Source organism: Thermodesulfobacteriota bacterium, assembly GCA_030583865.1.
Taxonomy (GTDB): Bacteria; Desulfobacterota; GWC2-55-46; order GWC2-55-46; family GWC2-55-46; genus UBA5799.
The window spans coordinates 1,772,365-1,797,282 of the sequence record CP129479.1; the positions used below are offsets into that span (position 1 = coordinate 1,772,365).

The following is a 24,918-nucleotide window of genomic DNA, read 5'->3' on the forward strand; positions in this document are numbered from 1 at the left end:
TCGTGAAGCATTGATTATCTCTTGTGTCACATACCCCGCAGCTTGCTGCGCCAGTATTTGACTCCTCCCCCTTGACGGGGGAGGCAGGGAGGGGGTGTAGAGATTTCACCCTCCCCTCTTATCCCCTCCCATCATGGGAGGGGAGGTTTTATAGATACCCCGCAGCTTGCTGCGGAGAGGTTCATTTCGGCTTACGACCGGGCGCGTCCTGACGCGGCTTCGCTACGCGCCTCAAGCTCTTCCCATTTCGAATAGAGGGCCTTAAGCTCCGCCTCTATCTCCACGGCCCTCGCCCCTGCCCCGGCGGCATTCTGCCCTTCCAGCCTGTAGAAATCCGGGTCTGCCATTCTGGAATATAAGGAGTTCTGCTCGGCTTCGAGCGCCTCTATCCGGCCGGGCAGCTCCTTAAGCTCCCGCTCCTCCTTGAAGCTGAGCTTCAGGGGCTTGTCTTTTTTCGGCTTCTCCTGCTTTTCTTTCCTCTCCGCCTTTTCGGGAAGGGATTCCGGCCTCTGGCTGAGCCAGTCGTCATACCCGCCTACGTACTCGTTCAGGCCGTTGTTCTCGAACACGATCGTGCTCGTGACCGTGTTATTGAGAAAAGCCCTGTCGTGGCTTACGAGTAGCACCGTCCCGGCGTACTCGACGATGATGTCTTCGAGGAGGTCGAGGGTTTCAATGTCCAGGTCGTTCGTCGGCTCGTCCATGACGAGGAGGTTCGAGGGCCTTGAAAAGAGCTTCGCGAGCATGAGCCTGTTCCTCTCGCCGCCGGAGAGCGCCTTTACAGGGGTCCTCGACCTCTCGGGCGAGAAGAGGAAGTCCTGGAGGTAGCCGATAACGTGCCTGGGCTTGCCGTCGATCGTTATCGTGTCGTTCCCTTCGCCGACGTTCTCCTGGACCGTCCTCTCCTCGTCAAGCGCGGCCCTGTGCTGGTCGAAATACGAAACCTCGAGGCGGCTCCCCAGCCGCACCGTGCCCGAAACGGGCTTGAGCTTTCCCAGGAGGAGGTTTATGAGGGTGGTCTTCCCGGACCCGTTCGGGCCTATGATGCCGACCTTGTCTCCTCTCATTATGACCGTGGAGAAGCCTTCTATGGCCGGGCCCTTTCCGTTCCCGTACGAAAAGCTTATGTCCTTTGCCTCTAGCACGAGCCTTCCTGAAAGCTCGGCCGCCTCAGACCTTATCCTTGCGCTCCCTTCGAGGTCGCGCCGCTCCATGCGGCGCTTCCTCATCTCCATCAACGCCCTCACCCTGCCTTCGTTCCTGGTCCGGCGTGCCTTTATGCCCTGCCGCACCCAGGCCTCTTCCTGGGAGAGCTTCTTGTCGAAAAGGGCGTTCTCCCTGGCCTCGGCGTTAAGTAGAGATTCCTTGCGCTCAAGGTATTCCCTGTAGCCGCATTGCCAGTTGATCAGCCGTCCCCTGTCTATCTCTATTATCCTCGTAGCCGCCTTCTGCATGAGCATCCTGTCATGCGTGACGAAGAGGAGGGTGCCCCTGTAGCCGAGGATGAAATCCTCGAGCCAGCTTATGGACTCCATGTCGAGGTGGTTTGTCGGCTCGTCGAGGAGAAGGATATCGGGCTCCGAAACGAGCGCCCTCCCGAGGAGGACCCTTCTCTTGTAACCCCCTGAAAGCTCGGAGAACCCGGCCTTGTCCGGGAGCCTGAGCCTCGAGACGACCGCCTCTACCCTCTGGGCGGCCTGCCATGAGCCCTTTGCCTCCAGCTCATGGTGGACCCTCTCAAGCTCGGCCATTGCCCTTTCCTCGCCGTTTTCGAGGGCGGAAAGGGCCGCGTGGTACTCGGCCAGAAGCCCGTGTATGTCGCCGAGTCCGTTGGTTATGACGTCGAACACGCTCCCCTGCAGGTCTTTGGGGACCTCCTGGGAAAGGATAGCCGCCCTGAGCCCAGGAGAGCGGGCTACCTCGCCCCCGTCCGGATTGAGTTCGCCGCTTAATATGCGCATGAGGGTCGTCTTCCCTGCCCCGTTACGCCCGACCAGGCAGATGCGCTCGCCTCTCTCGATCTGCAGGTCGACCCCGTCGAGGAGCATGGGGTTTCCGAACCCGAGCTTTACTTTTTTAAGTGTTATAAGCGCCATTATCCTCTTGTTGCGTCAAACGCTCCTTCCTGAACTATTTATACTAAACTCAGCTCAAATCAAAGACAAGCCCAAACCTGCATGTTCCTATCATTTTTTTTCGTTGGAGGGCGCTAAGGGCTCTCGTTCCGGTCCAAAGGCTATCAGGAATGCTATGTTCCCAAGCCGTCGAGTTTTATGAGCTTTTTTGCCGGACGGCAGACGTGTATTTTGTACCGGCTCGCGCCAGGGATTCCAGGCCGCGAAAAAAAAAGAGGCCCCGGACGGATTCCGGGGCCTCTTTGCGAAGCAAGCCTTGCTGTCAGCGTAATGCCGGCGGGCGCTTGCCGTTTTTCTTGAAGGACTTCTTGAAATTGTTCTTATTGTACTTATTATACGAGGCATTGCCCTTCTTGTGCTTCTTGGCATTGATGATCTTCTTCTTGCTGTCATGCTTGGACGGCTTGCAGACGGTATTTTTCTTGTTGTGCTTATTGTTATTCTTAAGAGAGATCTTCTTCTTGCTCTTCTTGGTGAAGTGCTTTCCGTCAGGCTTGCAGCAGCCGTTCAGGTTGCCGTTCACGTAACCGTTGCCGACGCCCTTTCCGTTTATCCAGCCCTTGCCCTTGCTAATGCCGTTGTTCTTCTTGAGCTTCTTCTTGACATAGGAATTGCCGCTCATGTTGACTTGCTTCTTGGTTTTCTTGCCGTGCTTGAGGAACGACTTCTTCTGGTTGAAGTTCTTGCCCTTGCCATAAGTGCTGTTGGTGTTTTTGCCATACGAGCTGCCCCACGTGGCGCCGCCGGCGCTTGCGGGCGCCACGGAAGCAAAGAGAGACCCGACTGAGAACAAGAGTGCTGTGGATACGGCAATGAGAAACTTGCCCATAATATTCCCCCTCTTTTTGTTTTCAGCGTCTTCTGTGCTTATGTACAAAAGGCTAATCACAAAAGAACTCTGGTGCAAGTAGGTTGGAAAAATATCCGGCCCGGGCGGGAGTATTGCGCGGCTTCGACGCGATTGAAAGTGCTTGTTATCTGCGTAGATACGGCGTGAAGGGAAGGAACCGGCAAGGACGGAAAAAAATCGAAGGGCGGGCCGAAGCCCGCCCTGGCAAGGCGGTAGATTGGGTTTTTAATTAGCTACTATCCGCGCCGTATCAGCCAAAGAAAATCTGGGCCGTCCGGAGCATCTCGAGGTCCACGGTCTTGAGCTCGGCGGTGGCCTCTTTCAACGAGACGTCAACGACCTTGTTCCCCTGCAGCGCGACCATCCTCCCGTACTTTCCGTCGTGCACCATCTCGATTGCCTTCACCCCGAAGCGCGTGGCGAGCACCCTGTCGTAGGCCGTCGGCGTGCCGCCCCTCTGGAGATGGCCGAGAACGACATACCTGGACTCGACGCCGAGCCTCTTCTCTATCTCGTTCGCGAGGAACTCGCCGACCCCGCCGAGCCTTGCGTGCCCGAAGGCGTCGAGCGCCTTGTCCTTCGTTATCATGCCGCCTGCCCCCTTGGGAAAGGCGCCCTCCGCGGCGACGATGAGGCTGAAGTATTTGCCTGCTTCCCTCCGCTTCGTCACGTATCCGCAGACCTCGTCTATGTCAAAAGGCTGCTCGGGGATGAGTATCACGTCAGCGCCGCCGGCCATGCCGCCGTACACCGCTATCCACCCGGCGTGCCTGCCCATCACCTCCACTACCATCACCCTCTGGTGCGCCTCGGTCGTCGAATGGAGCCTGTCCAGGGCCCATGTCACTATGCTCACGGCGGTGTCGAAGCCGAAGGTGAAGTCGGTTCCCGAGAGGTCGTTGTCTATGGTCTTAGGCACGCCGACGGTCTTTACGCCCTTCTCATGTAGCTTCGAGGCGACGCTCAGGGTGTCGTCGCCACCTATGCAGACGAGGGCGTCTATCTTCAATTCATCAAGGTTCCTGAAGAGCTTCTCGGCGTCCCTGGGGTCCTTCAAGGGGTTCGTGCGCGAGGTGCCCAGTATGGTCCCTCCGAGAGGCAGGAGGCCCGAGACCGACTCCCTCGCAAGCTTCATGGTCCTGGCCTCGACGAGCCCCCTCCAGCCCTCGCGTATCCCCGTGAACTCGTGCCCGAGCTGGAGCCCTCTCTTCACGACCGACCTTATGACCGCATTAAGCCCGGGGCAGTCGCCACCCCCGGTAAGTATGCCGATATTCATCCGTCCCCCCTCCGTTCTGCATGCTTCGATTTGCGCGCTTTCGAACTCCCGCCCCTGCTCAAGACTCTCGTATATGAAACCTGCGGTGCAAAAATCATGTTACGGCATGCCGGCCAGCGGCCCCCGCAAGCGGGAGGCTCACGATGAAGGTGGAGCCCTTTCCGGGCTCGCTCTCAACGTCTATCGAGCCGCCGTGGGCAAGCGCTATCTCCTTGCAGATGCTCAGGCCCAGCCCCGCCCCGTGCACGTCCCTCGTCCGGACCTTGTCAACGCGGTAGAACCTGTCGAATATGTAAGGGAGGTCCTCCTTCGAGATGCCTACCCCGGTGTCCCTGACCCTGAAAAGGGCTTTCCCGCCATTCCCAGTCAAGGAGAGCTCGACCCTTCCGCCCCGGGGCGTGTACTTAATGGCGTTGTCGATGAGGTTGAAGACGAGCTGGCTTACCCTCACGAGGTCGCCCTTTATTACAAGCGGCTTATTCTCAATGATATCCAACTGTATTCCGCTGTCAAGGGCGCGCCTTTTGAGCTGGTCGTGCCTTTCGGCGACGACCCTGTCGAGGCCGACCTTCTCCTTCGCGGTCGCCCCCTTTTCGACGTCCATCTTCGCGAGGTCGAGGAGGTTCCTCACGATGTAGCTCATCCTGTCTATCTCCTCGAGGCTCGATTCCAGGACCTCCCTCATGTAGGCGGTATCGCCCCTGGAGCGGAGCGCTATCTCCATCTCGCCCTTCAAGATCGTAAGCGGTGTCTTGAGCTCGTGGGAAGCGTCCGCCGTGAACTGCTTTATCTGCTTGAAGGAGTTCTCGAGCCTTTCTATCATCTCGTTCATGGTGGCCGTGAGCCTGCCTATCTCGTCCTGCGGCCCTGCAGCGGGTATGCGCTCGTTGAGGTTCTCGGCCTTTATCCTCCTTGCGGCCTCGGTTATGGTCGTAACCGGCTTCAAGGCCTTTTTCGCGAGGAACGAGCCCACTGCCGCCGCGACTATGACCGACGCGAATATGGCGGAGATGAGGATGTACGCCATGGAATGGAATATCTCGTCCATTCCCTCGAGGGAGGACCCGACCTGCACTATCATCACGAGACGGTTGTCGCCGATTATCAAGGGTTTCGTCACCACCCGGACAGGGTACCTGCCGATGTTCCTTACGACCTCGTAGGTCGTGGCCCCGCCCAAGGCGGCGTGGTAGGTGCCCTTCGTAAGCGGGAGCCTGAAGTTGTCGAGGTTGGAGGACCTGGCGACCATCTCGCCGTGGGGGTCTAGGACCTGTATGAAGTTGCCGGCCGTCCTTACGCCGAAGAACCTGCCGAGGATTATGTCGAAGTCCCTCGGCAGGAATATCTCGCCGGACGGCCTTATGATGGCGTGGGTCATCATGTTGGCGACCGAGCTTATCTGGTCGTCCATGCGGTAGATGAATATCTTGAGGAGCGAGTAAGAGAAGACCGCGCCGAAGGCTATGAGGCTCACGAAGAGGAGCGATGTGTACCAGAGCGTGAGTTTTGTGCGGATGGAAAGGTTCATCAGAATGCTTTCGCCGCCCTGCGGGGGCGGGACTTCCGCCCGCCCCTATTCACCGAGCTCCTTGAGCCTTGAGAGCGAGTTTATGACTATTTCCTTACGCCTTATGTCGATGATGCCCTCTTCCTTGAAGCTCTTCAGGAGCCTTATCGACGTCTCCTGCGTTATGCCGAGGAGCTCCGCTATCTCGAGCCTCGAAAGCGTAAGGTTGAGCTTTACGGCGCCGTCCTCCTTGACCCCGTAGTCGGTCGCGAGGGTGTAGAGGAGGTGCGCGAGCTTCTCCCTGGCATTAAGGAGCCCGAGGCGGCTTATCCTCTCGTACGCGCTATTGAGCTCCTTGCCCAGCGCGATTATAAGCTTACGGGCGATGGCCGGTTCGGTCTCCAGTATCTTGAAGAGCGCGTGCCGGTCGATGTAGCAGAGGTCGCAGTCATCCATCGAGACGGCGGTGTTCTTGTAGGTGCGCGCGTTGTAGAAGACCTCGAAGCCGAGGAGGTCTCCGGGATTGAGTATCTTTATTATATGTTCCTTCCCCGTTGAGGACGACCTTACGAGCTTGACCCTGCCGGCCCTCAGGATGTAGATGCCGGTGCAGTCGTCGCCTTCCATGAAGACTATGCCGCGCTTCTTGTAGTTGTTTACGACTACCGCTTCCTTGAAGGCCTCGAGCTGCCTTTCGTTCAAGCCGGTGAAAAGGGTGTTCTCCCTTATGTGGCACCTGCAGAGCGCGCAGACCGATTCCTTGTCCAGCATGGTTTTCATTCAGCCGCCCCCGTCACGAAATGGCCGCCTTCCAGCGCCGCGAGCCTTCCGCCGGAGAGCTCGCTGAAGGGGAAATCACCCCTGTACGGCACGACCGCAAGGCTCACGTCCTTCCTCCTCATGTCCCTTATAAGCTCCACGACCTCGCTGTCCGATATCGGCCCCCCGGTCCTCCAGTCTATCGTCTGGAGCTTGATGAGGACCCTGGCGGGCTCGCCCACCGTCCTGACAGCGTCCTCGGCCATCCTGGTTATCATCTCCCGTATCTCGCCCTCCGTCTTTTCCAGCTCCTCGCCCATCTGCCTGTGGTATGCCATTATCGAGAAATAATCGAAACCGGCCATGAGCGCGGCGCTCAGGTCCTGGGAAAGCCAGGCGAGCGCGTAAGGCGGGTTCGTGAGGCTCTCGTACATGAGGTTTATGGCGAACGCGGTCCCGGGCCTCTTTTCACTTACCGCCTCTTTCAAGCGACCAGCTACTTCCAGAAGACGCCTGTTCTTCCACGTGGCCCACTTCCAGAAAAGAGGCGTGTAATGCACGGCGCCTGAATCCGGAATCCGCACATACAGCTCCTCCGGGGCCAGATCTTTCCCGAAGTCATCCCTGAAGAGCGCCGCGGCGTGAGGCCCGAGCCCCTCGTTGTGCCTGAGGACCATGTCGTCCTGGAAGAGGACCCCGTCTATGTCGTTAAGCGCGAGGTCCGAATATATCCTTTCGAGCCGCTCGACTGCCGCCTCGTTAAAGAGGTCCAGCCCCTTGCACCTGGAATACGCCCTTGCCGAAAGGTCGTACGATACGCACGCGAGCCCCTCGTCGTCCTCGATACCGTAGTCCGCGTACCGGGTGGTCATCCACGCGAAGACCTTTAGCCCGTTGGCGCGCGCAAGCTCGATAAGCTTCGGGAGCATGTCGTCCACCACCGGCGCGTGCTCGGTTGCGAAGTACACTCCACGCCTGGCAGCCGGGGAGGCTGCGGGATAGAACCTGTCGCCGCTATTGTGGAAGACGCGGAGTATGACAGTGTCGATGCCCGAGGCCTTGAGGGCCGCCATCTCGGTGCCGACCTCGTCGAAGGTCATGCCCTCGAAGCGCATGACCTGGACCGCCCTCAAACCCGGCCTTTTCTCCCTGAGGACAGGCCCAGGCCGGGCCGCAGGAGACGGGCGCTTGCGCTTCTCCAGGGCTTCCAGCATCCTTATTTCAGCTACTATCGAGAACGGGCTTTCAGGGAAGTTCGAGATATAGAGCTTCCACTGGGATTCGGCCTCATTGAACCTGCCGGCGAGCATGTAGGCCTCGGCCATGCTGAACTGGGCCTCTGGCATGAGCGGGCTTCCCGGGAAGTTCTCTATGAACCTCCCGAATTCCCTCAGGGCGCCGTCGTAATCGCCCTCGTCCATCAGGAACTTGGCATAGTTGAACTGCCCGATGTCCGTGAAGTATTTATTCGACCCCGCGCCGGCGTCCCCCGGCAGGCCGGGGAACAGGGAGGCCAGGCAGAATATCAAAGCCGCAATGACGGCGGAGGCCTTAGCTGCCGCGCTTGAACCCGTTTTCAATAGCCCGCTCCAGCTGGTAAATTCAGGTTTTATTATATCAAAATGGGCCCTTCCGGGCCACAGTTAAAGAAAAGAGCCCCTCCAGGGCCTCCTTGACCGTAGAAACGCCGTCGAGGGCTATGTCCCGGTGCCCCTTCATGCCCTTCAAGCTGTCCCTGGGCATTACGCACCTCTTGAACCCGAGCTTGGCGGCCTCCCGTATCCTCGGCTCGACCTGGCTTATGGCCCTCACCTCCCCGGCAAGGCCGACCTCCCCGAATATGACCGTGCTCGGCTCGATGGGCTTGTCCAAGTAGTTGGAGGCTATGGCGGCCAGGACGCCCAAATCGACCGCAGGCTCCTCAAGCTTAAGCCCGCCCGCCACCTTTATGAATATGTCGTGGTTCGCGAGCTGCACCCCGGCCTTTTTCTCGAGGACCGCGGCCAGGAGCATGACCTTGTTGTAGTCCACACCCACGACCGTCCGCCTCGGCATGCCGAAAAGCGTCGGGCAGACGAGCGACTGGACCTCAACGAGTATGGTCCGCGTGCCTTCGAGACTTGAGACCACGGCCGAGCCCGAGGCGCCCTCTGGCCTTTCGGCCAGGAATACCTCCGACGGGTTCGAAACCTCCCGGAGCCCCTCCTCCTTCATCTCGAAGACGCCTATCTCCATGACCGAGCCGAACCTGTTCTTTACGGCCCTCAATATCCTGAATGCGTGCCCCCGCTCGCCCTCGAAATAAAGTACGGTATCGACCATGTGCTCGAGGACCTTTGGTCCCGCTATGGCCCCCTCCTTGGTGACGTGCCCGACAAGGAAGACCGGGACCTCCATCGACTTGGCGAGGGCGGTCAGCCTGGCCGATATCTCCCGCACCTGGCTCACGCTGCCAGGAGAAGATTCGAGCGCCTCGGAGTAGATGGTCTGCACGGAGTCCACCACGACGGCCGCCGGCCGTATCTCCTTGAAGGCCTCGATGATCCTTTCAAGGGAGGTCTCGGGATAGACCAGGAGGTCGCCGCTTACGGCCCCGAGGCGCTCGCCCCTGAGCCGTATCTGCCTCGATGATTCCTCGCCGGTCACATAGAGCACCTTGAGCCCCTTCCCGGCAAGCGCGCTCATGGCCTGAAGGAGTATTGTCGATTTGCCTATGCCCGGGTCGCCGCCTATGAGTATCGCGGAGCCCGGCACGATGCCGCCCCCGAGCACCCTGTCGAATTCGGCTATGCCGGTCTGGATCCTGTCCTCTTCGGTTATGCTGAGCGCGTCGATCGGCTCCGGGCGGGCGGACGACTCGGGGCGCCTGGGGTCGGACTTCCTTCGGGGCGCGGCCTTCTCCTCCAGGAACGTGTTCCAGCCCCCGCAGTCAGGGCACTTGCCGAGCCATTTGTATGAGGTGTTCCCGCATCCCTGGCAGGAGTATGTCGTCTTTTCCCTGGCCATCTCTTCCTTCCAAAAACCGGCTTGCGGCAAATTATTCAAGGGCGGGCTTACAGATTGACAAAGACGGCAGTTTTGCTATGATAACCGGGTCAAAATATGGAAGCCCGGGAAATGCCTGCAGAAACCGACAACTACGCCACCATACTAATGGAACTCATAAAGGCTGTCAAGATGCACAATTTCTATCCGCAGGGGCATCCGCAGCTCGAGTCCGTAATCGATAAGTCCTTCCTGCACCTCAAAAAAAGCATAGAGAAGACCGGTGAGCTCAAGTGGCGCGTGGACCAGCGCGGCTTCTATTTCGGCAAGGTCCCCTTCGGCGCCGGGAACCCCGAGATAGCCGGCATGGCCAAGAAGCTCTTTTTCAGGAAGGTGAAGGAGATAGCCTTCACCCCGGAGCTAAGGCCTCCGGACCTGAAGGTGTTCATCTCAGCGGTGAACACCGAGCCCGAGGATATACAGGCCGGGGGGGGCATAGAGGCCTTTTTCGCGAGCCGCGGCATAGAAGGCATCCTGCTTAACGAGCAGCGCTATGAAGACATAAAAAAGCTCAAGGCCGAGCTAAAGGACAAGGAAGAGGAAAAGGCCGTCACCGACGACCATGCGAAAAAGGCCGGGGACTCCGAGCAGAGCAAGAAGGAAGAGGAGGAAAAGCCCAAAGAAGAGGTCCGGGACGAGCCGCTCCATGAGCTCGTCGAGCGGCTTAAGGCCGAGGATGACTCCATAAAATATAACGACCTCGCCGTGAGGGTAAAGGAGAAGATCGAACTCCTCCTGATCGAAGGGAAGACGGACGAGGCTTTTCCCGTCCTCATCGTACTCCATGAGCATTCGGACAAGTATTCCGGGAAAAGCGCCGCGATAACGGAAGCGGCGCTTGTGGTTCTCAAGGGCCTCTTGACACCTGAGACCCTCAAGTACCTCGCAGGCAAAGCCGGCTCTAATGACGAGGCTAACCGGTGGGCGGTGCAGGGGATGCTCATCGCGGCAGGCCCGGCCGGCGCCGATGCGCTCCTGGACGAAATAATAACCGCCCCGGAGGCTGCGGCAAGGCGGAACCTCTTTAACGCCCTCGTGCTCTTCGGGCCGGGGCTCCGCCCGCTTGCCGAGGCCAGGCTCGAGCACCAGGAATGGTACGTAACGAGGCAGATGGCCGCGCTCCTTGGCGAGATAGGCGGCGAGGAGGCCCTGCCCGCGCTTGAGGCCGCGTACGACAACCCCGAGCCACGCGTGAAAAAAGAGGTCCTCAAGAGCATGGTCAAGATAGGCGGCGGCCGCGTGACCAATTTCATGGTCAAGGTGCTTGATGAGGACGACCAGTCCATAGTCGCTCAGGCCATAATCTCGCTCGGGGCGTTGAAAGACGCAGCAGCCGTTGACGCTCTCAAGGACATAGCATTCCAGCGGGAGGGTTTTGCCGAGCCCTCCGACGCCGCGAAGGAAGCGGTCAAGGCACTCGGCATGATTGGCGACCCGAAGGCGGTGCCGCACCTTAAAAGGATACTCTCAAGGAAGGTCTGGTTCGGAAGGAAAGCCAACGAGGAGATGCGCTCGATGGCCGCCATGTCCCTCGGCATGATAGGCACCCCGGAGGCGATACAGGCCGTTGAAGACGTTTTCGCCCACTCGGCAGGCGAGCTCTTCATGGCCTGCAAGAGGGTACTCGACGGAAGAGGGAAAGATAGATGAACGCAGACAGGGAAAACATCCTTAAAAACATCAACGCCGCGCTAAAGAGCAGAAAACTCTACCCGGCAGGCCACCCGGCGACCACCGCTCCGGTAGCGAAGACCTACGCCCTGCTCGTGGACGAGCTGAAATCCAGGAACAATCTTGTCATCGCCCTGACAGGCGAGGCGCTCCTCTACGAGGAGGACTTCATCCAGGACGCCGAGAAGCTCTACGCCGACCTCATACAGCACATGGGCGCGAAGAACATCGACGCCATCATCTTCGAGAAAGGCCTTTCGGAGAAGGAGATGGGCTCGCTTTTCGAGATAATGGCCGGGGCCGACATAAAAGGCGCGGAGCTCCAGAGGGAGATGTACAACAAGGGCGTGACCCACATAACGCTGAAATCCATGCCCATCGGCAAGAGGAACATCCTCGAGATATACAACGGGGCGGTCGAGGTCGTAAAGAACGTCATGGGCGAGGTCCGGATGGGGAAGATCCCCAAATCCGAGCCGGTCGAGAGCATTATCGGCGAGATGACGGATTCGGTCCTCTCGGACCCGAACGCCATGATCGGGCTTACGATGATAAAGAACTACGACAACTACCTTTACAACCATTCGGTGAACGTCTCCATACTGTCGCTGTCGCTCGCGAAGTTCATGGGCCTTTCGGACCAGGAAGTCCACGACGCTGGCGTCGGCGCGCTCCTCCACGACATCGGGAAGACGGGCGTATCAGAGCAGATAATAAGGAAGCCCGGGGGGCTCAGTTCCGAGGAATGGGAGAAGATAAAGGAGCACCCCCTGCTCGGCTCGAACATCATAAAGAGGATGGAGGGGATGAACGAGGCGGTCGGCAGGATCATATACGAGCACCATATAAAGTACGACCACTCGGGCTACCCGCAGACCACTTCGAGCCTCCATCCCCTGAGCCAGATAATCTGCATCTGCGACGCGTACGACGCGCTCACGACCTTAAGGGTCTACCAGAAGCCTCACGACCCGTCCGAGGCCATAAGGATACTCACGAACTTCTCGGGCAAGCACTTCAACCCCGAGACTTTGAGCGCGTTCGTCCGCATGATGGGCGTCTACCCCGTCGGCACGATGGTAAGGCTTTCGACGAACGAATTGGGCGTGGTCACGAGGCTCAACCAGGAGTCGCCGGAAAGGCCCGTGGTCAAGGTGCTCTACGGGAGCGACGGCGTCGAAGTGGCCTCCCCTTACGAGCTCGACCTCATCTCGGACGGCTCCCTGGACATCGTGACCAACGTAAACCCCTCTTTTACCGTAACGGACCTCGAAGCCTTTTTCGAGAGGGAGGCGGCTGAAGGCCAGGGTTGATGCTGTCCGTTCCAGTCTGAAAAACTAAAAGGCAAGCCGGATGGCTTGCCTTTTTAATTTTAATTAACAGTTTGCCGGATAACTCAAAACCATGTACAGGCTGCTCAAAAAGTCCAAGATGCGAGGAGTCGAAAAATGAGGAATGAGGCGTACTTTTTTTGTACGCCGCAATGACGAATTTTGAAGACGACAAAGCAGATTGGTCTTTTTCAGCAGCCTGTTAGATTTACCTGTCCATAACCCCGAGGCCTCTGAGCGCTATAGACCTCATCCTCTGGTTGCCGTTCTTAGCGAAGTGCACGAGCGCGTCCTCGGCCCTCTTATCCCCTATCATTGAAACCGCCTCGAGCGCGCGCTCCACGACACCCGGGTCCTTGTGCTTGAGGGCGTGCACCAACGGGCCGAGAAGCCTCTGGTCCCTGAACCCGGAGAGCGATTCTACGGCTGCCCTGACCACTATTTCGTTTTCGTCCTTGAGGGCCTCGACAAGGGCCTGAAGGGTCGAGTGGTCGCCGAGAGAGCCCAGCGCCCTCGCCGCAGCGGCCCTGACGTCGTCTGAATCGTCCTTCAGGGCCCCCGTAAGCGCCCCTGCTATCTGCGGGCCCCTCAAGTCGGAAAGAGCGTAGATGACGCGTATCTTCTCGAGCATCGCGCCCGCAGAGAGCTTTTTAAGGAGCTCTTCGAGCCTGTCCCTCGCCTGGAGCTTCTCAAGCGCCCATGCGGCTGATTTCCTTACCTCCTCGTCGGTCTCCTTGAGCGCGCCGATGAGGACCTCTTTACGCCTGTCCATGCGCTAATCTATATCAGAACGGAAATCAAGTTGCAAGGGCTTCCTCGGCCCACCTTCCGAAGTCCTCTATCGCCCTCGCCGCCTGCATCTCCCTCCTCGTCTTGCCCTCGATGTATGGCAGGAGGCCCATGTTGGCGTTCATGGGTGAAAACTCCCCTTCCTTTCCGGAAATGTAGCGCATGAGCGCCCCTGAAATTGTAGTCTCCGGCGGACATACGGGAATAAGCCCCCTGGAATACTTCAAGGCGTTTATGCCTGCCAGGGCCCCTGACATCGCTGATTCCACGTAGCCTTCAACTCCGGTAATCTGCCCGGCGAAAAAGAGCCCCGGGGAATCCTTAAGCTCCTGGCCGCTTGAAAGGAGCCTCGGGGAGTCCAGGTAGCTGTTCCGGTGTAGCTTCCCGAGCCTCGCGAACTCCGCCCTTTCGAGCGCGGGTATCATCCTGAATATCCTTTTCTGCTCCGGGTACGCGAGCCTCGTCTGGAAGCCTACCATATTATAGAGCGTGCCTTCCCTGTTCTCGCGCCTTAGCTGCACGACCGCAAAGGGCCTCTTCCCTGTCCCAGGGTCGATAAGTCCCACGGGACGCATGGGGCCGAAGAGGAGGGTCCTGGGGCCCCTCTCGGCCATCGCCTCTACTGGCATGCAGGCCTCGAAGCTTTCCATCTTCTCGAACTCGCGCTCCCTGGCCCTGTCCGCTTTTACAAGCTCTGCATAAAAGGCCTCGTACTCGCTCTCGGTAAGGGGACAGTTGATGTAATCGTCCCCGCCCTTCCCGTAGCGGGAGGCCAGGAATGCGCGCTCCATGTCTATCGACTCAGCGTATACTATGGGCGCGACCGCGTCGTAGAAGTTGAGCCCCTTGCCTACGAGCCCTTCAAGCGCCGCCGCAAAGGCGTCAGAGGTGAGCGGGCCTGTGGCCACGACCAGCGGGCGGTCTTCCGGAAGCTCCATCACCTCTCCCCTTTCCACCTGCACCCCGGCCCGTTCAAGCCCGGAGGTGACGAATTCCGAGAAAGCGGCCCTGTCGACCGCCAGGGTCTTGCCGGCAGGCACCCTCGTCGCCTCGGCGGCCCTTATTATGAGCGAATCGATTGCGCGGAGCTCGGACTTCAGCACCCCCGAGGCGTTATCAAGGCTGTCGGATTTCAAGGAGTTGCTGCAGACAAGCTCGGCCAATGTCGGCATATTGTGCGCGGGAGAAAACCTCTCCGGCTTCATCTCGCGGATGACGGCCTTTCCGCCGAGCCTCGATATCTGCCAGGCTGCCTCGCACCCGGCAAGCCCGCCGCCTATTATGATAATATTTTCGATCACATGCCCTCCGGTTGTCCTTCCATATTAACCCCCGGCCATCTCCTCTTCAAGCCCATTATGCGAATAGTTTCCGGGCACTTGCGGGTAGTGATTTTTTGTGATAGCTTCTCAGGATGGAAAAGATGGTAAGGGCCCGCGTAGTCATCGAAGGCCGCGTGCAGGGAGTGGCCTTCCGCGCCAGCATGGTCGAGGAGGCCAGGCGCCACGGCGTGGCCGGATGGGTGAAGAACAACCCTGACGGCACGGTCGAGGCCGTGGTCGAGGGCAAGGAAGGGCCGGTCAAAAAATTGCTCGCATGGTGCCAGAATGGGCCGACGCTTGCGCGGGTTGACGACGTCAGGCTTGCATGGGAGCCCTTCAAGAACGAATTCGACGACTTTACCGCGCTTACGAGATACAGCACGTATTGAGGGCAAGATGAGGGTTGATGGAATGAAGAGGCGTGCAGGCTCAAAAGGGACGGCGCCCGGGCTCCGGATATTCATTGCCCTTCTCGTCATGATCGCACTGGCCTGCGGCTGCCACCCTAAACCCAGGGCCGCGATGTACCTTGCGCCCGATGAGAAGGGGCCGGCAGGCTACAAGGCAGCAGCCGGGGCCGGGGTAATCGAGAACGGCCATATGAAAGTCGCAGCCCGCCAGGTACGGAAAGGCGAGGAAGGCTCTGCCCTCCTTGCGAGGCTCCTGGAGGAAAACTTCATAATAATAGACCTCGTTATCCAGAACACCTCGGACAGGACGATCATCTACAAGCCGAACCTCACTTCGCTTACGAACGACGCGATGGACTTCCTTAGGCCGCTCGACTATACCGACCTCTACGATCTCGGAGACTTCGACGCGCTCGACGAGATACGCGGGAGGTTTTACGACCTAGACGTCACGCTCAGGCCCGGCCAGAGGTCCTCGCGGCTCCTCATATTCAGGCCCGTATCAAAAAACGCAAAAAAGGCCGTCCTCAACATAGACGACCTTTACCTCGGGACCGACACGCTGAGGCTCACCTTCCCCTTTTCGTTCAAGGCGCATACTCTTTGACCTTGTCCGCGCCCTTGTCCACGGCCTCTTTGGTCTTCCCTATCGTCTTCTGGACGGCCCCCTTGGCGTTTTCGGCCTTTTCCTTGACCGTCTCAGCCGTATCCGTTATGGCCTCCTTTGCCTCCTGAGCCGTGTGCTTAAGCCCCTTCTCGTACTTCTCAAGCCTTGCCCCGGCCTCTTCGGTCTTGCTGCCCGCGAGCTTCACGTAGCCGGGTCCGCCGAAATAGAGGAACGCGGTGATTGCGATTATTCCGAGCAGGAAACCGAACAGCACTTTTTTCATTCCTTGTCCTCCCTTGATTCCGCCCTGATCGCGAGGGCCGCCTTATAGACCTCGGCCCTTGGAAGGCCGAAGTCTTTTGCCACGGCCTTTACGGCCTCGTTGAGCTTCGCCCCGGATGAAAGGAGTGTTTCCAGGGCCGGCATGAAATCACCCTTTGCCTCCTCCCCGGTCCGGACGGCTATGGTCACCTCACCTTTTACCTCCCCTGCCCTGAGCCTGTCCATGACCATGCTCACATTTCCCCTTATAACCTCCTCGTGCACCTTCGTAAGCTCGCGTCCTACCGCTATTTCCACCTCACCGAGCGCCTCTCTTATCACCGCGAGCGTCTTTTTGAGCCTCCTGGGGGATTCGTAAAAAATGTAGGTGTGAGAGCCGGAAAGGCCCGAAAGGAGGTCCCGGAGGGCGCCCTCCTTTTCCGGGAGAAAGCCCTTGAAGGTGAACTCGTCAGTCGGCAGGCCTGATACGCTGACGAGCGAGATTATGGCCGAAGGGCCCGGCACCGGCACGACCTCGATAGAGTGCTCCAGCGCGAGCCTCACTATCCTGAAACCAGGGTCGGATATGCCGGGCGTGCCCGCGTCGGATACGAGCGCGACATCCGTTCCGGCCTCGAGCCTATCGAGGAGCAGGCCAGCTTTTTCGCGTTCGTTATGCTCGTGGTAGCTCGTAAGCGGGGTATCTATCCCGTAATGGGCAAGGAGCTTTCTGGTGTGCCTCGTGTCCTCGGCGGCTATGAGGCCCGCCTCCTTCAGCACCCTTACTGCCCTGAAGGTCATGTCCTCGAGGTTCCCTATCGGGGTAGCGACGACGAAAAGCCTTCCCTTCCTCATTTCCTCCTCTCGAAGACAAATGCCGAAGCGAAGGTAAAGGCGATCGCGAAGACCGAGACGAAAGCGATGTCGAGAAGCATCGGGAACTCCGGCGCGAGCCGCCCGGTCCCCGGAAGAAGGACGTGCTTGAATGAATCGACCCCGTAGCAGAGCGGGTTTACATACGCGAACACCTTTATATACGGCGGCAGCGACCCGACCGGGTATAGCGCTCCGCTCAGGAAGAACATCGGTAGCACTATGAAGTTCATGATCACGTTAAAGCCTTCGAGCGAGGCAAGGAACGAGGCCACGAAAAGGCCGAGCGCCGTTATGGCGAGCGCGACAAGCGCCATGAGGGCGAACATGGCGAGGAAGTCGAGGACGCCCACGCCGAGCCCCAGGAAGGGGGCTATGAGAAGGAGTGCAGCGCCCTGAAATACCGACAGGGTGGTCCCGGAAAGGAGCTTCCCGAATACTATCGTGACCCTCGAAACCGGGGATACCAGCATCTCCCGGAGGAACCCGAACTCCCTGTCCCAGACAACGGATATGGTCGAGAAAATTGAGCTGAAGAGTATGGTCATGCCGACTATGCCCGGCAGTATGAACTGGATGTACTCGACCTCGTCGGTGTCGATGAGCATGGTAAAGCCCGAGCCCACGATGAAGAGCCATATAAGCGGCCTCGCGGCAGTGACAACAAGCCTTCCCTTCTGGCGGAAGAACCTCTTAAATTCCCTTAAGGTTATGACGTAAATGGCCTTGTATGTTAGCATTTTTAGACCAGCTACCCCCGGAGCCTCTGCTGAACGCCGTTATCCCGTATCTCCCTGCCAGTGAGGTTTATGAAGACGTCCTCCAGGCTGGGCCTCTTCAGGTTCACGGAGACGACTCCCACGGAAAGGGCCTCGAAGAGCCGGGGTATAAACTTTTCGCCGCTCTCGACCGTGAAGGCGAGCCCGCCTTCGAGCCGCCGGGGACTGAGGCCCAGTCTGCCGCTTATTTCAGACGCGGCGGTAGCGTCATCAGTTGTCCGGAGGTATATAGTATCTCCACGGAGCGCCCTTTTGAGCTCATCAGGGCTTCCGCATGCGATTATCCGGCCCCGGTCTATTATGGCGATCCTGTCGCAGACCTCCGCCTCTTCCATGTAATGGGTGGTCATGAATACGGTATTTCCCTCCGACCTCTTAAGCTCCATTATGAACTCCCATACATGGCTCCTGGTCTGAGGGTCAAGCCCGAGCGTGGGCTCGTCGAGGAAAAGGACCTTGGGCCTGTGGAGGAGCCCACGCGCTATCTCGAGCCGCCTCTTCATGCCGCCCGAGAACTTCCTTACGAGGTCGTCTCTCCGTTCGCTCAAGCCGACCACGTCCAGTATCTCCCTTATCCTGGCCTCCGCGAGCCTCTTCTCCATGTTGTACATATAGCAGTGGAACTTGAGGTTCTCGTATGCGGTAAGGTCGTTATCAAGGGTTATCTCCTGGAATACGAGGCCGATGGATGAGCGGACGCTGTGGGGCTCGTTCCTGCAATCGTGTCCGTTCACCAGGGCGGTACCGGAATCGAAGCCGAGGAGCGTGCAGAGGATATTTATGGTCGTGGTCTTTCCAGCGCCGTTCGGGCCGAGAAAGCCGAAAGTCTCCCCTTCCTCCACATCGAAGGAGACGCCGCTTACAGCCTCTGTACCGTTATACCTCTTTACGAGGTCCTTTACCTGGATGATCGACATCGAACCTGCCCATTTGGAATAACCGGCGGATTATATCACGAACCTGAACGGCCGTCCTGTTTTATTGCTGTACCGGGAGATAGCCCCTGGGGGGCGAAGCGCCTTTTTTCGGAGTCTACGGCATGGTTTGAAGAGGTGGCAACCTTTAAAATTAGAGATCTTTATCGCAATCAAGGGAAGGCGGGAATTAAAAGCGGAGCACATGACAATGTGAGCATTTTTATTCCCGTAATTACGCAGAGTCCGGGGAAAAGATCAATTTTAGAGATTGCCGGGCTTGCAGGCCTTGAGCGAAAAGCTGAAAGTCGAGCCTACGCCGGGGGCGCTCTCTACGTGCAGCCTGCCGTTATGCCCCTGTATTATGTGCTTTACTATCGCGAGGCCGAGTCCGGTGCCGCCGAGTTCCCTGCTCCGGGCCTTGTCCACCCGGTAAAAGCGCTCGAATATCCTCGGTATGTCGGCAGCCGGTATGCCGATGCCGGTGTCCTTCACCTCCACCCTGACGCTCTGGCCGTCGGAACCGGCGGTGACCGTAACCCTTCCGCCGGACGGGGTGTACTTTATGGCGTTATCGAGGAGGTTCACGAGCACCTGTTCGAGCCTGTCGTGGTCGCCGAGAGCCTTCGGGAGCCCGTCCGGGATGCCGGTCGATACCGTTATGGACTTGTCCCTTGCCTGCTTCTCGAACGCGGGTATCATCGAGAGCACGAGGTCTTTTATGTCGACCGGCGCGGAGACTATCGTCATCTGGTGGGATTCGAGCCTGGAAAGGGTAAGGAGGTCGTCGATGAGCCTCGACATCCTTGTCGCGTGCCTGTCGATCACGCGAAGGAACTCCCTCAGCGTCTCCCCGTCCTCCATGCCGCCGTCAAGGAGGGTCTCGGAGTAGCCCTTTATGGAGGCGAGCGGGGTCCGGAGCTCGTGCGAGACGTTCGCAACGAAGTCCCTTTTTATGGTCTCGACCCTCTTCTCCTCGGTTATGTCCTGGAGGAAGAGGATAAGCGAGAAGTCCGCCTTCTCCTTTATCGGGACGAGCCTGGCGCTGTAGAAGACAGGGCCCTCGCCTATCTCCATGCTCTCGGGGATTGCGCGCCTCTTCTCGAGGAACCCCGCCACGGCCTTAAGTAGAGCCGCGTTGGTCATGAACCCGGAAACGTGCTTCCCCTCGACCCCGCCCTCGACCGGGAAGAACTGCAGGAAGGACGGGTTTGCGTAGAGCGCCGAGCCGTTCCGGTCAAGGACAAGGACGCCTATCCTCATCTCGCGGGCGATGGTCTCCAATATCAGGTACTTGCCCATGCGGCGAACCTACTCCTCTTTAAACCTGTAACCAGCGCCCCGCACCGTCTCGATAAAGTCTCCGGCCCTGCCGAGCTTCGACCGGAGCCTCCTCACATGGGTATCAACGGTCCTCGGTATGACGAAACAGTCCCTGCCCCAAGCCCTGTCCAGGATGGCGTCCCTGCTCAAGACCCTTCCTCCTGCCTGCATGAGCGCGGAAAGGAGCCGGAATTCGGTGGTCGAAAGTTCTACGGGCCTGCCTTCGACAGAGACCTTGTGTTTCGAGAGGTCGACCGTGAGACAGTTGAAGGTCATGACCCGGCCCTCCTCCTCGCCTCCGGGCCGCTCGGACGTTCTCTTCAGGACCGCCTTGACCCTGAGTATCAGCTCCCTCGGGCTGAAGGGCTTGGTTATGTAGTCCTCGGCCCCGAGCTCGAAACCGATCACCTTGTCGATTTCCTCGCCCTTGGCCGTGAGCATTATGACTGGTATGCTTTTTGTGGAGTCACTGGATTTAAGACGCCTGAGGACCTCGGTCCCTTCCATATTGGGGAGCATTATATCGAGTATGACGAGGTCGGGCCTGTTGGCCCTTGCGGACTCTATGGCCTCCGGGCCGTCCCTGGCGAGGAGTATGCGGAACCCGGCCTTCTTGAGGTTGTACTCAAGCAGGTTCAGTATGTCGGATTCGTCGTCAACGACAAGTATCCGGGACCCGTTCGCATTCTGCAATGATAAGCTCCCTGACCCTTTTCTCAATATCGTCCCTGACCCGCTGCATGACATCCCAGGGCCTTCCGAGCGGGTCCTCTATCCTCCAGTCGTATTTCCTGCCCTTGAACCAGCCAGGGCATATCTCGTCGGCAGGGGCCGAGCCCATCGTTACAACCACGTCCGCCCACCGGATGTGCTCGTCCGTAAGCTGGTCCGAAGACTGGCCGGAGATATCTATCCCGGCCTCCTTCATGGCCTCGACGGTGCTCCTGTTGAGAAAACCGGATGCGCTAGTGCCGGCGCTACGCACCTCCACCTTGACCCCGCCGTGCCGCTTTGCGAAACCCTCGGCTATCTGGCTCCGGCAGGTGTTGCCTACGCACACGAATAATAATTTAATCGGCATCAAAACGCCTTTCTTCAGGATATCACGTTATTTTAACACCCGGACCGACCGGGAGGCAATGATAAATAACCGAGCGACCGGCCCTGAGTAAAATTTGAAGCGTTTTCAGGCAGGGGGATGCAGTAGTTACAATTCCACGCAGCCGCATGCATAACCCGAAGATTAATAAGAGATTAATTTTTTAGCTTGACAATTTTAATCCCATTCAATAGAATGGGCTGACTTATATATAATCAAGACCAGAGAGGCTTCAAGTGAGAAGAGAGGGTCATACAGAACCCCAGGCAGTTATTTTCCACAAAGGCGCAAAAGACTATTGCCTTTTTATGCGTTAAGGCGCATAGAAGGGCTTTTTTTTTGAACTCACACCTTCCGCTGTCAAAAAAATTAGTAGGGGTTCCAGAAGGTTTGCCCCTTAACGAGCTGAAACAGGGCCGGACGTAGCTCAAGGCGGGCTGCCCGGCTTTTTGAAGCCATGCATGTCGGTTTGCTCGGCACCTTTGAAGCAATGACCTGACATTGCCGCTTGAACAATTACAGCCGGAGCCCATGAAGGGCTCCGGTGTCAAGGCCACGAATGCCTCGCAGTATCGCCGATTTCATATCGGCATGCTCAAGGCATTTTTTTTTGGCCTTGGGCGGCCCGCTGCATGCGGGACCTGAGCAGTGTTCATGAAACGGCCCTGCGAAGGTAGGGGCCTCGACGCCCCCTCAACCCATAAACGACTAAAGGAGAACTTCCATGAAAAGGTTTCTCATATTCGCAGTAGCAGCCGCTTCAGCTGGCTTCATAGCCCTCGGCACCGCCTCGGTCGCCAACGCGGTCGACGTCGACGACTACCCGGCTGATGCTCCGGCCAACGGCATAGGCAAATCCAGGCACAACCTCGGTGCCCTGGGTATGCACAGGATCGCCGACGAAATACCCGGCACGACCGAGATATGCGTGTTCTGCCATACGCCTCACCATACGAACGTGACCGGGTTCGCCGCCGGTGAGGCAGCGCCCCTCTGGAACAGGACCAACTCCACAAGTAGCTACACCCCCTACGGCCCGAACGGCGCAACCGTTGGCGGCACCACCGTCACACAGGTCGGCGGCGCAACGCTCGCCAGCCTGAGCTGCCATGACGGCGTCACCACCTTCGACAACCTGGTGAACGCGCCCGGCAAGGGCCTTAACTCGGGCAGCCAGGGCTGGAACTTCAACGAGGACGGAAACCCGATCGGCAACGGCATAACTGGCAGCTCCCGCCTGAACATCGGCACGGACCTGACGAACGACCACCCGGTCTCAATCGAGTACATCGCCCCGAGGGCCAGCTTGAGGGACACGTCGACGACGCTCGATTCGATAGACCTCACCTCTGACGTCTTCTCGACGACCCACAGCGCGATCACCACAAACCTCAACCAGAACCGCTGGGCGGTCAACGGTTACATATGCGCGGACTGCACCATCGAAACCCTGCTCAGGAACGGCAAGGTCGAGTGCTCCAGCTGCCACGACCCGCACTTCGCCAACAAGTCCTGGGACGAGGTCGACGACACCTGGGGTAGCGAGGATGACTCGGACGGCATGTTCCTCAGAAGGGTCGGCGGAAACACCGGCTCCGGCGTCTGCAAGACCTGCCACGCGAAGTAAGCTTTTCGCTCTGCCGTGCAATCCGGAGCGGGCCGGGGTTTCCCCGGCCCCGCCCGGTTGTACAAGGACCAAAAGACATCATGCATACAGCCAGGACGAACCGAAACCAAATGAGCGGAAAATCGCACCGAAAGACATGCAAGCCGTTAGCCGAACTCCGCGCTGAAATAGACCGGCTCAAGCTCGAACTCGAGGAGAAACGGGTCGTGGAAAAGGCCAAGGGGCTTCTCGTAAGCACCAAGGGCGTAACGGAAAGAGAGGCTTGCGAACTGCTTGAGAGCTTCTCGATTGAACACAACAAGACCCTTATTGAAGCCGCGGAGATCATACTATTCGGTAACAGGCTGCTCAAGCCGGTATCGCGGCGGCGGAAAGCCAAAAGAAAACAGTAGGGGATCAGTGCTGCGAAAGCGGCTCCACCCGGGTTGGCATGCTTTTATGAAAATGTAACGGCCCTCAACATTCGAACAGGGAGGGATACGGAAATGGAGAACTGCAATCAGCATGGGAACTGCAACTTCCCTCGCAGCATATGCGAGAAGATATGCACCGCTTACATAAACCTCTCGTCGGAAGCCGAAGTCATAAGGGGAAAAATAGGCGAGAAAAACCTGGTCAACAAGGCCAAATGGACCTTGGTTGAGCAGAAAGGTCTGAGCGAGAAGGAGGCCCTCGGCATCATGGTGAGGGAAAGCCGCAAGAAAAGGCAGAAGCTGGCCGAAACCGCGGCGCTGGTACTGACTGGAAAGGCCATCGAAGAGCCTTATGCGAGCGCACGGAAGCTCCAAAAGTCATCCGGGGTCCAGGCGGGCTGACCAAAGCCAGGGTTGGCAGCCACCGCAAGCAGCGGGGTATCTCTACAGCTTCCCGTACCTTGACGGGAGGCCACCGGGCGTCCGGGATTCCCTATAAGCTACCAGAGGCCGGTCGTAAGGTACTCGTGCATGGACTCGGCGGCCTTTCTGCCGTCGCCCATGGCGAGTATGACGGTTGCGCCTCCCCTCACGATGTCGCCGCCGGAGAAGACCCCCTTCTTGCTGGTCCTGCCGGTATCAGGGTCCACGGTGATGTTCCCCCACTTGTTTACCTTTATGTCGGGCGAGGTCTGGGGTATGAGGGGGTTGGCCCCGTTCCCTATCGCCACGATCGCCACGTCCACTTCCATCGTGAACTCGGAGCCCGGGACCTCCACGGGCCTTCTCCTACCCGAATCGTCTGGCGGGCCAAGCTCCATCCTGAGGCATTCCATCGCCTTGAGCCTTCCGTCGTCGTCGCCTATGAACCTCTTGGGAGCCGTGAGGAGCTTGAAGACGAGCCCCTCCTCCTCGCCGTGGTGTATCTCCTCGACCCTCGCTGGCATCTCCTCCCTCGAACGCCTGTAGACTATCGAGACCTCCTCGGGGCAGAGCCTTAGCGCGGTCCGGGCCGCGTCCATGGCCGTGTTGCCGCCGCCGATTACGACGACCCTCTTGCCGCGTATGATCGGGGTGTCGTACTCCGGGAACATGTAGGCCTTCATGAGGTTGACCCTCGTAAGATACTCGTTCGCGGAATAGACGCCCGCGAGGTTCTCGCCGGGTATGTTCATGAAGTTCGGAAGCCCTGCGCCCGAGCCGATGAACACGGCGTCAAAGCCGTTCGAAAGGAGCTCGTCGACCGTCTCTATCTTCCCCACCACGGCGTTCAATACTATCTCGACGCCCATGCGCCTGAGGTAATCGACCTCCGACTGGACTATCTTCTTGGGGAGCCTGAACTCGGGTATGCCGTAGACAAGGACGCCGCCCGCCACGTGGAGCGCCTCGAAGACCGTTACCTTGTGCCCCTTCTTTACCATATCCCCTGCCACGGTAAGCCCCGCCGGGCCCGCGCCGACCACGGCCACCTTCTTGCCGCTCCAGGAGGGTATATGCGGTATGGTTATCTCGCCGTGCTCCCTCTCGAAGTCGGCTGCGAACCTCTCAAGCCTCCCTATGGAGACCGGCTCGTTCTTTTTCCCTATGACGCAGACCTTCTCGCACTGGTCCTCCTGCGGGCAGACCCTGCCGCAGACCGCCGGAAGCCCGTTCGTCTCCTTTATCTTCCTCGCCGCCTCGACGAACTTGCCCTCGGCTAAGAGCCTCAGGAACCAGGGTATGTCTATATTGACCGGGCAGCCGCCCACGCAAAGGGGCTTCTTGCACTGGATGCACCGCCTGGCCTCCTCCATCGCCTGCTCAGGCGTGTACCCGTAAGGCACCTCGTAGAAGTTCCCCACCCTCTCCTTCGGGTCCTGCTCAGCCATGGGCTGCTTCGGTATTTTCATCCGTTCCTTGATCTCTTTCGGGGCCATATCCA

At 58.6% G+C, this 24,918-nt stretch carries 24 protein-coding genes; 7 read left to right on the top strand and 17 right to left on the bottom strand.

Translation table 11 applies throughout. The features are described from left to right. Positions 1-191: 191 nt before the first annotated feature. The 7 genes from QY316_08425 to radA form a co-directional block, all read right to left on the bottom strand. The gene (locus QY316_08425; GenBank protein WKZ31946.1) at positions 192-2,096 is read right to left on the bottom strand and encodes an ATP-binding cassette domain-containing protein; all 1,905 of its coding nucleotides are present in this window, start codon (positions 2,094-2,096) and stop codon (positions 192-194) included. A 301-nt stretch (positions 2,097-2,397) separates the two neighbouring features. Next, positions 2,398-2,964: a hypothetical protein gene (locus tag QY316_08430; protein WKZ31947.1), complete on the bottom strand. Its 567-nt coding sequence runs from the start codon at positions 2,962-2,964 to the stop codon at positions 2,398-2,400. A 271-nt stretch (positions 2,965-3,235) separates the two neighbouring features. Then, positions 3,236-4,264, bottom strand: coding sequence for a 6-phosphofructokinase (locus tag QY316_08435; protein WKZ31948.1), 1,029 nt, complete (start codon positions 4,262-4,264; stop codon positions 3,236-3,238). A 94-nt stretch (positions 4,265-4,358) separates the two neighbouring features. Next, positions 4,359-5,792: an ATP-binding protein gene (locus QY316_08440; GenBank protein ID WKZ31949.1), complete on the bottom strand. Its 1,434-nt coding sequence runs from the start codon at positions 5,790-5,792 to the stop codon at positions 4,359-4,361. A gap of 45 nt (positions 5,793-5,837) precedes the next feature. Beyond that, positions 5,838-6,551, bottom strand: coding sequence for a Crp/Fnr family transcriptional regulator (locus QY316_08445; GenBank protein ID WKZ31950.1), 714 nt, complete (start codon positions 6,549-6,551; stop codon positions 5,838-5,840). Further along, positions 6,548-8,110 carry a poly-beta-1,6-N-acetyl-D-glucosamine N-deacetylase PgaB gene (locus QY316_08450; GenBank protein WKZ31951.1) on the bottom strand — a complete coding sequence of 521 codons (1,563 nt, stop codon included), beginning with the start codon at positions 8,108-8,110 and terminating at the stop codon, positions 6,548-6,550. Before QY316_08450 ends, QY316_08445 begins: the two co-directional genes overlap by 4 nt. Before the next feature lie 37 nt (positions 8,111-8,147). Further along, positions 8,148-9,536 carry a DNA repair protein RadA gene (gene radA / locus QY316_08455; protein ID WKZ31952.1) on the bottom strand — a complete coding sequence of 463 codons (1,389 nt, stop codon included), beginning with the start codon at positions 9,534-9,536 and terminating at the stop codon, positions 8,148-8,150. A 111-nt stretch (positions 9,537-9,647) separates the two neighbouring features. On the opposite strand from radA, the gene QY316_08460 reads away from it, so the two are divergent. Together QY316_08460 and QY316_08465 are read left to right on the top strand one after the other, a co-directional pair. Continuing rightward, positions 9,648-11,225 carry a HEAT repeat domain-containing protein gene (locus QY316_08460; GenBank protein WKZ31953.1) on the top strand — a complete coding sequence of 526 codons (1,578 nt, stop codon included), beginning with the start codon at positions 9,648-9,650 and terminating at the stop codon, positions 11,223-11,225. Further along, positions 11,222-12,559, top strand: coding sequence for an HD-GYP domain-containing protein (locus QY316_08465; GenBank protein WKZ31954.1), 1,338 nt, complete (start codon positions 11,222-11,224; stop codon positions 12,557-12,559). Before QY316_08460 ends, QY316_08465 begins: the two co-directional genes overlap by 4 nt. 226 nt (positions 12,560-12,785) lie before the next feature. On the opposite strand, the gene QY316_08470 is transcribed toward QY316_08465, so the two are convergent. Next, positions 12,786-13,349, bottom strand: coding sequence for a HEAT repeat domain-containing protein (locus QY316_08470; protein WKZ31955.1), 564 nt, complete (start codon positions 13,347-13,349; stop codon positions 12,786-12,788). A 25-nt stretch (positions 13,350-13,374) separates the two neighbouring features. Further along, complete coding sequence (gene trmFO / locus QY316_08475; GenBank protein ID WKZ31956.1) at positions 13,375-14,667, bottom strand: methylenetetrahydrofolate--tRNA-(uracil(54)-C(5))-methyltransferase (FADH(2)-oxidizing) TrmFO; 1,293 nt, start codon at positions 14,665-14,667, stop codon at positions 13,375-13,377. Positions 14,668-14,780: 113 nt separating this feature from the next. On the opposite strand from trmFO, the gene QY316_08480 reads away from it, so the two are divergent. Together QY316_08480 and QY316_08485 are read left to right on the top strand one after the other, a co-directional pair. Next, positions 14,781-15,077 carry an acylphosphatase gene (locus tag QY316_08480; protein WKZ31957.1) on the top strand — a complete coding sequence of 99 codons (297 nt, stop codon included), beginning with the start codon at positions 14,781-14,783 and terminating at the stop codon, positions 15,075-15,077. A gap of 22 nt (positions 15,078-15,099) precedes the next feature. After that, positions 15,100-15,705 carry a hypothetical protein gene (locus tag QY316_08485; GenBank protein ID WKZ31958.1) on the top strand — a complete coding sequence of 202 codons (606 nt, stop codon included), beginning with the start codon at positions 15,100-15,102 and terminating at the stop codon, positions 15,703-15,705. Here the strand turns inward: QY316_08485 and QY316_08490 are convergent. The 7 genes from QY316_08490 to QY316_08520 form a co-directional block, all read right to left on the bottom strand. Next, a complete protein-coding gene (locus QY316_08490) occupies positions 15,686-15,988 on the bottom strand; it encodes a hypothetical protein (GenBank protein WKZ31959.1) in 303 nt (100 codons plus the stop codon). The two genes, QY316_08485 and QY316_08490, sit on opposite strands and share 20 nt — an antisense overlap. Continuing rightward, positions 15,985-16,821 carry a 16S rRNA (cytidine(1402)-2'-O)-methyltransferase gene (rsmI, locus tag QY316_08495; protein ID WKZ31960.1) on the bottom strand — a complete coding sequence of 279 codons (837 nt, stop codon included), beginning with the start codon at positions 16,819-16,821 and terminating at the stop codon, positions 15,985-15,987. The genes QY316_08490 and rsmI overlap by 4 nt, the downstream gene beginning before the upstream one ends. Continuing rightward, positions 16,818-17,579: an ABC transporter permease gene (locus QY316_08500; GenBank protein ID WKZ31961.1), complete on the bottom strand. Its 762-nt coding sequence runs from the start codon at positions 17,577-17,579 to the stop codon at positions 16,818-16,820. The genes rsmI and QY316_08500 overlap by 4 nt, the downstream gene beginning before the upstream one ends. 11 nt (positions 17,580-17,590) lie before the next feature. Continuing rightward, positions 17,591-18,535: an ATP-binding cassette domain-containing protein gene (locus QY316_08505; protein WKZ31962.1), complete on the bottom strand. Its 945-nt coding sequence runs from the start codon at positions 18,533-18,535 to the stop codon at positions 17,591-17,593. Between the two features lie 261 nt (positions 18,536-18,796). Beyond that, positions 18,797-19,834: an ATP-binding protein gene (locus tag QY316_08510; GenBank protein ID WKZ31963.1), complete on the bottom strand. Its 1,038-nt coding sequence runs from the start codon at positions 19,832-19,834 to the stop codon at positions 18,797-18,799. 9 nt (positions 19,835-19,843) lie between these two features. After that, positions 19,844-20,548: a response regulator gene (locus tag QY316_08515; protein ID WKZ31964.1), complete on the bottom strand. Its 705-nt coding sequence runs from the start codon at positions 20,546-20,548 to the stop codon at positions 19,844-19,846. Then, a complete protein-coding gene (locus tag QY316_08520) occupies positions 20,511-20,936 on the bottom strand; it encodes an arsenate reductase ArsC (protein ID WKZ31965.1) in 426 nt (141 codons plus the stop codon). Before QY316_08520 ends, QY316_08515 begins: the two co-directional genes overlap by 38 nt. A gap of 742 nt (positions 20,937-21,678) precedes the next feature. On the opposite strand from QY316_08520, the gene QY316_08525 reads away from it, so the two are divergent. The 3 genes from QY316_08525 (at position 21,679) to QY316_08535 (ending at position 23,396) form a co-directional block, all read left to right on the top strand. Beyond that, on the top strand, positions 21,679-22,581 hold the full coding sequence (locus QY316_08525; GenBank protein WKZ31966.1) for a hypothetical protein: 903 nt from the start codon (positions 21,679-21,681) through the stop codon (positions 22,579-22,581). A 110-nt stretch (positions 22,582-22,691) separates the two neighbouring features. Next, positions 22,692-22,973, top strand: a complete 282-nt coding sequence (locus QY316_08530; GenBank protein ID WKZ31967.1) for an ANTAR domain-containing protein — start codon at positions 22,692-22,694, stop codon at positions 22,971-22,973. 93 nt (positions 22,974-23,066) lie between these two features. Further along, the gene (locus QY316_08535; GenBank protein ID WKZ31968.1) at positions 23,067-23,396 is read left to right on the top strand and encodes an ANTAR domain-containing protein; all 330 of its coding nucleotides are present in this window, start codon (positions 23,067-23,069) and stop codon (positions 23,394-23,396) included. A 98-nt stretch (positions 23,397-23,494) separates the two neighbouring features. Here QY316_08535 and gltA read toward each other — a convergent pair whose 3' ends face one another. After that, on the bottom strand, positions 23,495-24,913 hold the full coding sequence (gene gltA, locus QY316_08540) for an NADPH-dependent glutamate synthase (protein ID WKZ34100.1): 1,419 nt from the start codon (positions 24,911-24,913) through the stop codon (positions 23,495-23,497). Positions 24,914-24,918: the final 5 nt, after the last annotated feature.